Raw genomic sequence first — 2,931 nt, forward strand, 5'->3', positions numbered from 1 at the left:
GGGAAGATCTTTATTTATTGTAGTTTTAAATTTGGGGAGGACAAATGGATATTTTTGATTCACATACGCATATCAATGATTTGGCCTTTGCTAATGATCTACCAGACGTGATTGAACGTGCACAAGCTTTTTCGGTTACCTCAATGCTGGTTTTAGCTGGAGATCATGCTAGTTTACGGCGTTTGCAAGCCTTGTTTGCTTTAACTCCGCAGATTTATGGTGCAGCTGGTTGTCATCCGGAAGATGCGAAGCGTTATGATGACATTGAAGAACAAAGATTAAAGCAAGCCTTGCAAGCATCGCGGATGAAGGCCTTGGGAGAGATTGGCTTGGATTATCATTGCCAGGTTTCACATCTAGTTCAACAGCAAGTCTTTCGGCGGCAGCTGGTGTTAGCACGCCAATTGCATTTGCCAGTTAGTATTCACAATCGCGATGCTTTTGCGGATACTTACCAGCTTTTAAAAGCAGCTCAAATAGCAGAATTTGGTGGCGTAATGCACAGCTTTAATGGGGATGAAAAGTGGGCACAAAAGTTCTTAGATTTGGGAATGTATTTATCCTTTAGCGGAGTTGTAACTTTTAAAAATGCTGCTGTTGTTCGAAAAGCTTTTTTAGCCACGCCGCTTGAGCGAGTCTTAGTTGAAACTGATGCACCTTATTTGGCACCAGAACCTTATCGTGGCCGGCAAAATGAACCCGGCTTTACCCGCTTGACGTTAGAATATTTAGCGAATTTGCGGCAAATATCGGCTAGAGAGCTAGCAGCGATTACTTATCAGAACACAATTAAATTTTTAAGGATCAAATCATGAAGAATATTAAAGAAGTTATCGTCGTCGAAGGAAAAGATGACACCAAAAGAATCAAACTGGCAGTCAAAGCTGACACATTAGAAACCAATGGCTCAGCAATCAGTCCAAGCTGTCTGCAACAAATCGCCTTATTGCAAAAAAGACGTGGCGTCATTGTTTTTACTGATCCGGACTTTTCAGGTGAAAAAATCAGACAGACAATCGCCCAACAGGTTCCCGGAGTTAAGCATGCTTTCTTAACGAAACAGCAAGCTATCCCAGGTAAAAAAGGCAGTTTGGGAGTTGAACATGCTTCAGTCACAGCAATTCGTCAAGCCCTCGCCAATGTTTACACAGAAAGGCCAGCTGCGCAGCCTTTGATTACCCGTTCAATGCTTCAACAAGCTCATTTAACGGCTGGCTATGCAGCTAAATCTCGAAGGGCGCGGTTAGGTGAGATCTTGCAAATTGGCTATACTAATGGCAAACGTTTATATGAGCGCTTAAACTTATTCCAAATTACCCCAGAAAAGTTTCAAACGGCTGTTGCTCAGCTTGATCAGGAGGAAAAAAAGCATGGTTAATCAGAAACCGGCAATTGCAACACCGCTTCGGACGAAAGCAATCGTTGAAGCGTATAATTTAAATTTCAAAAAAAGCTTAGGCCAAAATTTCTTGACAAATTTGGCTTTATTACAAAAAATGGTCGCGGTGGCCGAAATTGGACAAGATGACGATGTGATTGAAATTGGACCGGGAATCGGTGCTTTAACCGAGCAATTAGCTCAAAAAGCGCGCCGAGTTTTAGCGCTAGAGGTTGATCAGCGTTTGTTGCCGGTGTTAGCTGAAACATTAGCAGATTACCAAAATATTACCATTTTGCAGCAAGATATTTTAACGGCCAATTTAGCAGAATTGATCGATCAATATTTGCCGGGACATCAACAAATTAAAGTGGTTGCTAATTTGCCATATTATATTACCAGCCCAATTATCAAGTTTTTATTGCAACAACCAGTTGCTTTATCAGTTATCGTGGTAATGATGCAAAAAGAGGTGGCCGAGCGGTTAGCAGCTGTACCGCAAACTAAAGCTTATGGGGCTTTATCAGTTTTAGTCCAGCATCAAAGAAAGGTTGAACTAGCACTTAAGGTTCCGAAAACTTCATTTGTTCCACAGCCTAAAGTCGATTCAGCTGTTATTAAATTAACGCAAGCAACACAAGTTTATCCGCCGTTACTTTCTTCCACCGCTTTTAGCCGTGTAGTTCAAGGTTGTTTTTTACATCGACGCAAGAATTTGAAAAACAACTTGCAAAGCTTGTGTGGTAAAGATGAAACTACCAAGATGAAAATATTGGCTAGTTTAGAAACTTTGCAAATTTTACCAACGAGTCGCCCTGAAGAATTGACGATCAGCCAATTTATTAATTTAACGAATTTGTTAGAAAAAAATAATCTTTTCTAACAAATTTCATTTGAATTTTTACTAGGTAGTGTGGTATAATTGCAAATTTTGTGAAACTATGCTATCATTGTTTCACAGGAGGTTGACTAATTATGCCAGTAACGATTGCAGCAATTAAAAACAAACTAGATGAATACCTTGGGAAGCCATTAACGGTAGAGGTCCAAGCCGGTCGCAAAAAGACAATTTGCCGTCACGGAATTTTGCGGGAAACTTATCCAGCGGTTTTTGTAATTGAATTAAATCAAAAAGAAAATTCATTTGAACGCGTATCTTACAGTTATACTGATATTTTGACCAAAAATGTTCAACTCAATTTTGGCGAATAGAACTTGCTGGTTGCTAGTAAAATTAGTTTTTAGGCTTACGCTGGGGGAGCGGAGCTTTTTTTTTGCATAAATTTTTGTTTTGTTCAAAGCTTTTTTAGTATCTTGAATTGTCAAATTAAATGCAACACTTTACTAAAATAGACCTCATATGGTGTTCGCCAACCCAAACATTTTTTGGGACGAAAATTTAATTTGTTGACTATTTCCTGGATTTCATCGTTTGTCTTGTTATCTAAGCTTTGTCCTTTAGGCGAGTATTCACGTATGAGTCCATTGGTATTTTCATTTGATCCACGTTGCCATGGTGCATGTGGATCGGGAAAATAAAACGGAATACCAAA

General features: G+C 39.5%; 4 protein-coding genes and 1 pseudogene. 4 read left to right on the top strand and 1 reads right to left on the bottom strand.

What is annotated here, in order from left to right; genetic code table 11:
• The first annotated feature begins 44 nt into the window (after positions 1-44).
• From ON15_RS06790 to ON15_RS06805, 4 genes are all read left to right on the top strand, one after another.
• Complete coding sequence (locus ON15_RS06790) at positions 45-815, top strand: TatD family hydrolase (RefSeq protein WP_010580737.1); 771 nt, start codon at positions 45-47, stop codon at positions 813-815.
• A complete protein-coding gene (gene rnmV / locus ON15_RS06795) occupies positions 812-1,378 on the top strand; it encodes a ribonuclease M5 (RefSeq protein ID WP_010580738.1) in 567 nt (188 codons plus the stop codon). Before ON15_RS06790 ends, rnmV begins: the two co-directional genes overlap by 4 nt.
• Positions 1,371-2,261, top strand: coding sequence for a 16S rRNA (adenine(1518)-N(6)/adenine(1519)-N(6))-dimethyltransferase RsmA (rsmA, locus tag ON15_RS06800; protein ID WP_010580739.1), 891 nt, complete (start codon positions 1,371-1,373; stop codon positions 2,259-2,261). The genes rnmV and rsmA overlap by 8 nt, the downstream gene beginning before the upstream one ends.
• Positions 2,262-2,353: 92 nt before the next feature.
• Positions 2,354-2,590, top strand: coding sequence for a Veg family protein (locus ON15_RS06805; protein ID WP_010580740.1), 237 nt, complete (start codon positions 2,354-2,356; stop codon positions 2,588-2,590).
• A gap of 110 nt (positions 2,591-2,700) precedes the next feature.
• On the opposite strand, the pseudogene ON15_RS12015 reads toward ON15_RS06805, so the two are convergent.
• Positions 2,701-2,931, bottom strand: a pseudogene (locus ON15_RS12015) (IS30 family transposase); the annotation flags it as partial.

Origin of the sequence: Liquorilactobacillus vini DSM 20605 (assembly GCF_000255495.1) — a bacterium.
Classification (GTDB): Bacteria; Bacillota; Bacilli; order Lactobacillales; family Lactobacillaceae; genus Liquorilactobacillus; species Liquorilactobacillus vini.